At 71.7% G+C, this 7,194-nt stretch carries 7 protein-coding genes; 1 reads left to right on the top strand and 6 read right to left on the bottom strand.

Annotated elements, in window-relative coordinates:
• Positions 1 to 555: 555 nt before the first annotated feature.
• Genes AB4039_RS18585 through AB4039_RS18575 form a run of 3 tightly spaced genes read right to left on the bottom strand, consistent with a single transcriptional unit; the run spans position 556 to position 2,502 of the window.
• Positions 556 to 825: a hypothetical protein gene (locus AB4039_RS18585; RefSeq protein WP_266842281.1), complete on the bottom strand. Its 270-nt coding sequence runs from the start codon at positions 823 to 825 to the stop codon at positions 556 to 558.
• 10 nt (positions 826 to 835) lie between these two features.
• Entirely contained in the window at positions 836 to 1,549 is a 714-nt protein-coding gene (locus AB4039_RS18580) for a TetR/AcrR family transcriptional regulator (protein WP_266842280.1), read from the bottom strand.
• A gap of 23 nt (positions 1,550 to 1,572) precedes the next feature.
• Entirely contained in the window at positions 1,573 to 2,502 is a 930-nt protein-coding gene (locus AB4039_RS18575; RefSeq protein WP_266842279.1) for an AurF N-oxygenase family protein, read from the bottom strand.
• A gap of 160 nt (positions 2,503 to 2,662) precedes the next feature.
• On the opposite strand from AB4039_RS18575, the gene AB4039_RS18570 reads away from it, so the two are divergent.
• On the top strand, positions 2,663 to 3,781 hold the full coding sequence (locus AB4039_RS18570) for a ferritin-like domain-containing protein (RefSeq protein ID WP_266842277.1): 1,119 nt from the start codon (positions 2,663 to 2,665) through the stop codon (positions 3,779 to 3,781).
• Here AB4039_RS18570 and AB4039_RS18565 read toward each other — a convergent pair.
• From AB4039_RS18565 to AB4039_RS18555, 3 genes are read right to left on the bottom strand one after another with little or no spacing between them, the layout of a single operon-like run.
• Positions 3,778 to 4,254: a DUF3291 domain-containing protein gene (locus AB4039_RS18565; protein WP_266842276.1), complete on the bottom strand. Its 477-nt coding sequence runs from the start codon at positions 4,252 to 4,254 to the stop codon at positions 3,778 to 3,780. The genes AB4039_RS18570 and AB4039_RS18565 overlap by 4 nt on opposite strands.
• 43 nt (positions 4,255 to 4,297) lie before the next feature.
• Positions 4,298 to 5,758 carry a penicillin-binding transpeptidase domain-containing protein gene (locus AB4039_RS18560; RefSeq protein WP_266842275.1) on the bottom strand — a complete coding sequence of 487 codons (1,461 nt, stop codon included), beginning with the start codon at positions 5,756 to 5,758 and terminating at the stop codon, positions 4,298 to 4,300.
• A complete protein-coding gene (locus AB4039_RS18555) occupies positions 5,755 to 7,134 on the bottom strand; it encodes an FtsW/RodA/SpoVE family cell cycle protein (protein ID WP_442271227.1) in 1,380 nt (459 codons plus the stop codon). The genes AB4039_RS18560 and AB4039_RS18555 overlap by 4 nt, the downstream gene beginning before the upstream one ends.
• Positions 7,135 to 7,194: the final 60 nt, after the last annotated feature.

Genomic DNA, 7,194 nt, shown 5'->3' with positions numbered 1-7,194 from the left:
CGCGGGGCCGTAGCCCTGGCCGGGCGGGGTCGGGGGGTGCCCTCGGCGGGCGCGGGGCCGTAGCCCTGGCCGGGCGGGGTCGGGGGGTGCCCTCGGCGGGCGCGGGGCCGTAGCCCTGGCCGGGCGGGGTCGGGGGGGTGCCCTCGGCGGACGCGGGGCCGTAGCCCTGGCCGGGCGGGGTCGGGGGTGACCGGGGTCCTGGCCAGGGGCTGCGGGGTGGCTGGGGTCGGTGCCGGGGTGGGGTGCCGTCCGGGACTGCATGATTTATGGCGCCCTGTCCGGGGCTGCGTGGGCGGCTGGGCACCTCGCGCCAACACATCACGTTTTACGTCCCGGCCAACACCCCACCCCGTCCCCGCCCCCGGCCGGGCATCGCAGCCAAACCCAGCCCCGCCGGCGATTGAGGCGCGGGGGTCCGGGGGCTGGCCCGCACACGGATGGCTAGGGCCGGCAAAATCCAGCCCCGCCGGCGATTGAGGCGCGGGGGTACGGGGCGGAGCCCCAGGGGCTTCCAGTGCGCCGGCGTTTGAGGCGCCGGGGGCCGGGCCGGCAGGGTTACGGCTTCTGGGGTTTGGTCCAGGGCCAGCGGAGCTTCGGTTTCCGGCCCGTCGGGGCGAAGGCGTACTTCCAGCCCTTCTGGAGGCCCAGCCGCTTCGTGTAGCCCGCCGGGACCCGTTCGTACAGCAGGACCGTCGGGGGGCCGCCGTCCGGGGCGGGGACCGGGATCTCGTACCACTTCGGGGGGTGGCCGGTCGGGCCGAGGAGGATCGGGAGGACCCGGCCGTCCATCGGGCCGCCCTCGAAGGGGGTCGGTTCGCTTCTCACGCCACCAGTGTCACAGCAGGTGGGCCGCCTCGGACACCACCGGGATCACGCGGCGGGCGAGGACCCCGACGGGCCCGTCGGACGACTCCAGGGCCAGGGCGGCCCGCGCGGCCGCCGCGGTTTCGGGGTCGGTGGCGGCGGTGGCCGTCAGGAGGGCGATGAACTGGTCCAGGAGCCAGTCGCGCAGCTGGCCGGCCTCCGGCTGCCTGCCCTCGTCGATCCAGATCAGCGATGCCGCCTCGACGGCGGTGATCCACGTGCGGACCATCATCCGCAGCCGCGACCCGGGGGTGGGGACGCCGAGGTGGACGAGGATCTGGTCGGCCGCCGCGCGGCGGATGCCGTCGACGGTGGCACTGGTGCGGGAGGTCTCGACGACGCTGCCGCCCTGGAGGAGGGCGGAGAAGCCGGTGTGGTGTTCGTCGACGAAGGCGAGGTAGCGGTCCAGGGCCCGGGAGAGCCGCTGGGTGAGGGGACCCTGCTGGGGTTCCGCGAAGCAGAGTTCGAGGACGTCGGCGGCGGAGCGCAGGGCGGCCTCGTAGAGCTGCTGCTTGCCGCCCGGGAAGTACCGGTAGACCAGCGGTCGGGAGACCCCGGCGGCTTCCGCGACATCGTCGAGGGAGACCTCCTCCGGCGCCCGGTGCGCGAACAGCGACAGGGCCGCGTCGAGGAGTTGGGCCCGCCGCTCCTCGACGCTCAGCCTGCGGTACGCGCGTACGGTCATGCACGCAGGGTAGACGACGCCCCTCAGGCCAGGAGGCCGGAGCTCTTCCACAGCCGGCGGCCGACGCCGCGCAGGACGCCGATGTCGTCGAGGAAGTCGGTGAGCCGCTTGGCGCCGGTCTGCATGACCTCCCGGCGGTGTCCGCTGGCCTTGACCTGGGCGACGGCCTCGCGCCGGTCCAGGCCGATGTTGTCGTAGACCTGGGGGTTGACGAAGGCCAGGGAGAAGACGCGGGCGGCCTCTCCGCAGCTGATCCGGGTGAGTTCCTGCTCCCAGCGCGGGGCGGTCAGCATCTGGCGGCGCAGTTCCTCACGGGCGTAGCGGACGTGGCGGGCCTCCTCGATGACGTGGATCCGGGTGACTCCGCGCACCAGGGGCTGGATCCGCTCGTCGGGGAAGGTGAGGCGCTGCATCCAGTCGAGGATCTCCTCGCCGAGGAGGGTGCAGGCGAAGGAACCCGGGGTGGTGGACACCGTCTTGAGGATGCGGGCGAGGTTGTGGTTGACCCGGGAGACGGGGTAGGCCGGGGTGCCGCTCTCGCGGATCATGCGGGCGAACATCATGGAGTGGCGGCACTCGTCGGCGATCTCGGTGAGTGCGTAGCGGACGTGGTTGCTGGTCAGGGACTTGTCGTAGATGTGGCGGACCAGCAGCTGCATGAGGATGATCTCGAACCAGATGCCGAGGGAGCCGAGGGCGGCGGCCTCGTGGCGGGAGAGGTCGATGCGCTGCTCCTCGCCCATCTTCTTCCACAGCGGGGTGTCGTAGAGGGAGAGCAGCTCGGGGGGCCAGTAGTACTTGCCCTCGATCGGCGGGGCGTCCCAGTCGAGTTCGCGGTCCGGGTCGAAGGAGTGCTTCGCGGAGGATTCGAGCAGTCGTTCGGCGATCTGCTCGCGGTCCTTGAGCAGGCCGAGGGCGTCCCTCAGCGCGGCTCGTTCCGTCACTGTCGTCATGGCTTCGGGCACCTCGCGGTCGGGTTACCTGCGGTCACCTCTTATGAGACTGCCTGTCAGCAAGGGCGTCAATCCCCCGCGCGCGACTTGTTGACCGCGCGTCTACCAACGTGTGACGCTGCCAACCACCGCATCCCGTACGGCAGTCGAGGAGGCGTCAGTGTCGACGCACGAGCTCTACACCAAAGCCCCGGGCGAGGGCGTCTGGCAGGTCCCCGCCACTGGTTCGGCCCGCTTCAGCTGGGAGTACGACGGGGGGCGCGAACGCCTCCTCGCCCTCTACCAGAAGGGCAAGGACAAGCAGTGGGACGGCGCCAAGCGCATCGACTGGGGCATCGAGGTGGACCCGCACGACCCGCTCGGCACCCCCGACGAGGCGCTGACCCTCTACGGCACCCGCCACTGGGCCAAGATGACCGACCGGGACAAGGGCGAACTGCGCCGGCACTACAGCGCGTGGAACTTCAGCCAGTTCCTGCACGGCGAGCAGGGCGCCATGGTGTGCGCGGCGCGCATCGTGGAATCGGTGCCGGACCTGGACGCGAAGTTCTACTCGGCCACCCAGACCATGGACGAGGCCCGGCACGCCGAGATCTTCGGGCGCTTCCTGCACGAGAAGGTAGGGATGCTCTACCCGGTCAACGACAGCCTCCAGGGGCTGCTCGGGGACACCCTGCGCGACTCCCGCTGGGACATGCCCTACCTGGGCATGCAAGTGCTCATCGAGGGGCTGGCGCTGGCCGCGTTCGGCATGATCCGCGACACCACCGACAAGCCGCTGCCCAAGCAGATCCTGGCCTACGTGATGCAGGACGAGGCCCGGCACGTGGCCTTCGGGCGGATGGCGCTGCGCGACTACTACGGGCAGCTGACCGACGCCGAGCTGCGCGAGCGCGAGGAGTTCGTGATCGAGGGCTGCTACCTGATGCGCGACCGGCTGCGCGGGGTGGAGGTCCTGGAGAACTTCGGCATTCCCAGGCGGGAGGCGGAGGAGTACAGCGAGCAGTCGGAGTTCCTGCACCTGTTCCGCAAGCTGCTGTTCAGCCGGATCGTGCCCTGCGTCAAGGACATCGGGCTGTGGGGCGAGCGGCTCCAGAAGGCCTACCTGGACATGGGGGTCTTCGACATGGGCGATTCCAATCTGGACCTGCTCATGAGCCAGGACGAGGAGCTGGCCGAATCCCTCGACCGCGAACGCTTCGCGGCCGAGGAACAGGAGCGCGTGGCGGAGGTGACGGCCGCCATCCGGGAAGGCGGCGACAGCGCCTGGACGGCCTAGACCGCGTCCGGGCGCGGGAAGGACGTGCGCAGGGTGAACGCGTACGGTGTCGGCCCGTGTTCGCGCAGGCTCAGCAGGCGCTCCTCGGCGTCCGCGACCGTGGGGCGCCGCCCTGCCGGGACCCACCACAGGGTCGCCATGGCCTCCGTGACGTGCTCGAACCACTCCCGCCTGCGGGACATCAGCTCCCGGTGCCGCCCCTGGTACATGAAGGCGGTGAGGGCGTCGGTGTTCCGCCACACGGACATGTTGACGATGATCCACTCGTCGCCGAAGATCCTCACCTCCGTCGCGTCGCCCTCCTCCCCCTGGAGCCGCCACACGAAGCCGTCGGCGGCCTCCGCCGCGGCGTTGACGGGTTCGAGCCCGTCGACGAAGTCCTTCAGTTCCGGTGAGTCCAAGGGGTACTTGAGACGGGATATGTTCACCTGGGCCAGCTCGTGGGCGGCGTCGCCGTCGCGGTCGTAGGTCATGCCCCAGGGCTAGCAGCCCGGCCCCGCGCGCCGCCACGGTGTTTCAGCGGGTGGACAGCGCGGCCTCCATCACCGCCCGCGCGATCGGCGCCGCGGCGCCGTTGCCGCTGATGTCCCCGCGGACCGCCGACGCGTCCTCGACCACCACGGCCACCGCCACCGCAGGCTGCGGAGCCCCCTTCGCCCGGGCCCAGGAGATGAACCAGGCGTACGGGGTACCGGCGTTGCCGACGCCGTGCTGCGCCGTGCCGGTCTTGCCCCCGACCTGAGCGCCCTTGATGGCCGCGTTGCGCCCGGTGCCGTTCTCGACGACCTTCACCATCAGCTCCTGCATCCGCAGCGCCGTGGCCGGGCTCATCGCACGGCTCAGGGTGTGCCGGGCGGTGGCCCGGACCTGCGACCCGTCGCGGCGGGTGGTGCGGTCCACGAGGTAAGGGGTCTTGATCTCCCCGCCGTTGGCGACCGCCGCCGCGACCATCGCCATCTGGAGCGGGGTGGCCTTGGTGTTGAACTGCCCGATCGAGGAGAGCGCCAGCTGGTCGGGGCTCATGTCGGTGTCGAAGTTCGACCGCGAGACCCAGGAGGGGACCCGCAGCCCGTCGTCGTTGAACCCGAACCGGTCCGCCGCCTCCGCCATGCGGCGCAGGCCCACCCGCACCCCGATCTTGGCCATCACCGTGTTGCAGGAGAACTGCACCGCCTCCGCCATCGAGGCGTCCTGGCAGCCCGTGCCGGCGTTCGGGAGCAGGGTGCTCGTACCGGGGAGCGGATACGGGTCGGGGGTCTCGGTGGGCGCGTCCACGTCGGTGACCACGCCGGAGTCCAGGGCCGCGGCCGCCGTCACGATCTTGAAGGTGGAGCCGGGCGGGTAGGTCTCGCGCAGCGCCCGGTTCAGCATGGGCTTGGCGGGGTCCGCGTTCAGCCGCCGCCACGCCGCCTTGACCTTCGCACCGGTACCGGAGAGCAGGCCGGGATCGTAGGAGGGGCTGCTCACCAGCGCCAGGATCCGGCCCGTCGCCGGTTCCACGGCCGCGACCGCGCCCCGCTTGCCGCCCAGACCCCGGTACGCGGCCCCCTGTACGGCGGCGCGCAGGGTGGTGACGGCGTCTCCGCCGCCGGGACGGCCGCGCGAGAGCTCGTACCAGAGGGGGAAGGCGGACAGTCCCGGATCGGTGCCGGACAGGACGGCGTCCTCGGCGCGCTCGACGAAGCTGGTGCCGTACGTCTGGGAGGAGAAGCCGGTGACGGGGGCGTAGAGCGGGCCGTCGGCGTACGTGCGCTCGTAGCGCAGGAGCTGGCCGCTGTCGCGGGAGCCGGTGACGGGCTTGCCGTCGACCAGGATCTGCCCGCGCGGTTCGGCGTAGCGCTGGATGGCGGGCCGCTTGTTGGCCGGGTTCGCGCCGTAGGCGGCGGCCTCCCAGACCTGCACCCGGGCGACGTTGACCAGCAGGGCGACGAGCAGCAGGGCGCAGAAGTACGCGCACCAGCGGATGTAGCGGATCATCCGGCCCCCTCCGGCTCGTACGCGGCGGGACGGGGGCGGCGGGCGTTGTCGCTGAGCCGGACCAGCAGCGCGACGATGATCCAGTTGGTGACGACGGAGGAGCCGCCCTGGGCGAGGAAGGGCATGGCCATGCCGGTCAGCGGGATCAGTCCGGTCACGCCGCCCGCGATGACGAAGACCTGGAGGGCGATGATCGAGGCGAGCCCGGTGGCGAGCAGCCGCCCGAAGGGGTCGCGCAGGGCGAGTCCGGCGCGGAAGCCCCGGGAGACGAGGAGCCCGTAGAGGAGCAGGATCGCGGTGAGGCCGACGAGGCCGAGCTCCTCGCCGGCGGTGGCGAGGACGAAGTCCGACTTGGCGGCGAAGCCGATGAGGAAGGACTGGCCGTGGCCGAGGCCGGCGCCGAGGAGGCCGCCGGCGGCGAAGGAGAAGAGGGACTGCGCCAGCTGGCCGGGGCCCTCGCCCCGCTCGATGGAGGCGAAAGGATTCAGCCAGTCGTCGACGCGGCTGTTCACGTGCGGTTCCAGGGTCCCGACGGCATAGGCGCCGAGGGCCGCGAGGACCAGTCCGATGGCGATCCAGCCGATCCGTCCGGTGGCGGTGAACAGCATGATCACGAAGAGGCCGAAGAAGAGGAGCGAGGTGCCCAGGTCCCGCTCCAGGACCAGCACGCCCACGCTGAGCAGCCAGATCGCCAGGATCGGGCCGAGCACCCGGCCGGGCAGGAGACGCAGCTTCCGGAAGATCCGGCGGCCGGTCAGGGCGAGGGCGGTGCGGTTCGCGGCGAGGTAGGCGGCGAAGAAGACGGCGAGCAGGATCTTGGCGAACTCCCCCGGCTGGAAGGAGAGTCCCGCGAAGCGGATCCAGATGTGGGCGCCGTTGACGGCCGGGAAGAGGACGGGGACCAGCATCAGGACGAGCGCGGCGGCGACCGAGAGGTAGGCGTACTTCTGGAGCGCGCGGTGATCGCGCAGTCCCGCGACGACGAGGACGAACAGCACCACCCCCAGGGCCGACCAGCGCAACTGGTCGCCCGCGCCGCTCTCGCCGGGGGTCGCGAGGTCGAGCCGCTGGATGAGGACCAGGCCGAGGCCGTTGAGCAGCACGGCGATCGGGAGCAGGAGGGGATCGGCGCAGGACGCCCGGAACCGGACGGCCAGGTGCGCGAGCAGGGCGGCCCCGCCGAGGCCCGCGGCGTAACGGCCGCCGGGTCGGGGGAAGTGGCCGGTGTCCGCGAGGCCGACGTAGAGGTGGCCCAGTACGGAGATCAGGACCGCACCGGCGAGCAGCGTCAGCTCGACGCCCCGGCCCTTGGGGGCACGGGCATCGGGGGGCGGGGGCGGAGCGGGCTCCGTCACCTTCGCCGTCAGAGCGGTCATACGGGGAAACGTAGCAAGGGTAGGGCAGGTATGTCCGCTTATGTCATAGTGTGCCGAAGA

Origin of the sequence: Streptomyces sp. M-16, from assembly GCF_052114405.1 — a bacterium.
GTDB lineage: Bacteria > Actinomycetota > Actinomycetes > Streptomycetales > Streptomycetaceae > Streptomyces.
Note: the sequence above shows the minus strand (reverse complement) of the source record. Positions and strands in the feature narration are given on the sequence as shown.

Coding starts and splice junctions, on each gene's coding strand:
- AB4039_RS18575 (WP_266842279.1), bottom strand. CDS start 2,502: ATGACGACAGTGACGGAACGAGCCGCGCTGAGGGACGCCCTCGGCCTG.
- AB4039_RS18560 (WP_266842275.1), bottom strand. CDS start 5,758: ATGATCCGCTACATCCGCTGGTGCGCGTACTTCTGCGCCCTGCTGCTC.
- AB4039_RS18555 (WP_442271227.1), bottom strand. CDS start 7,134: ATGACCGCTCTGACGGCGAAGGTGACGGAGCCCGCTCCGCCCCCGCCC.
- AB4039_RS18580 (WP_266842280.1), bottom strand. CDS start 1,549: ATGACCGTACGCGCGTACCGCAGGCTGAGCGTCGAGGAGCGGCGGGCC.
- AB4039_RS18565 (WP_266842276.1), bottom strand. CDS start 4,254: ATGACCTACGACCGCGACGGCGACGCCGCCCACGAGCTGGCCCAGGTG.